Here is a 380-nt window from a genome sequence, read left to right on the forward strand (position 1 = left end):
AGCAGTCGATTTAGGTGCAGGCGAAATATTATTAACCAGTATGAATAATGATGGAACCAAACAGGGTTTTGCATTAGATATAACTAAGCAATTGGCTGAAAACCTTGCTGTACCTGTTATTGCAAGCGGCGGCGGCGGAACCATGCAGCATTTTGTAGATGTGTTTCAACAAGCAAATGCAGATGCAGCTTTGGCAGCAAGCATTTTTCATTTTAAAGAAATAGCTATTCCTGATTTGAAGCAATATTTGAAAGAACAACATATAGCAATGAGAATGTAGTTTAACCACAAAGTAATCTAAGTGCTGCACAAAGAACATAAATAAAACTCCGTGAACTTTGTGTAACCCTTTGTGACCTCCGTGGTAAAAATTAAAATTT

Annotated in this window: 1 protein-coding gene; it reads left to right on the forward strand. The window is 36.8% G+C overall.

Translation table 11 applies throughout. The features are described from left to right. Positions 1-280, forward strand: a 280-nt coding sequence (locus E3E36_RS12810; protein ID WP_240911877.1) for a HisA/HisF-related TIM barrel protein, incomplete at its 5' end; no start/stop codon positions are given. Between the last annotated feature and the right edge of the window lie 100 nt (positions 281-380).

Source organism: Thermococcus sp. M36, assembly GCF_012027355.1.
GTDB lineage: Archaea > Methanobacteriota_B > Thermococci > Thermococcales > Thermococcaceae > Thermococcus.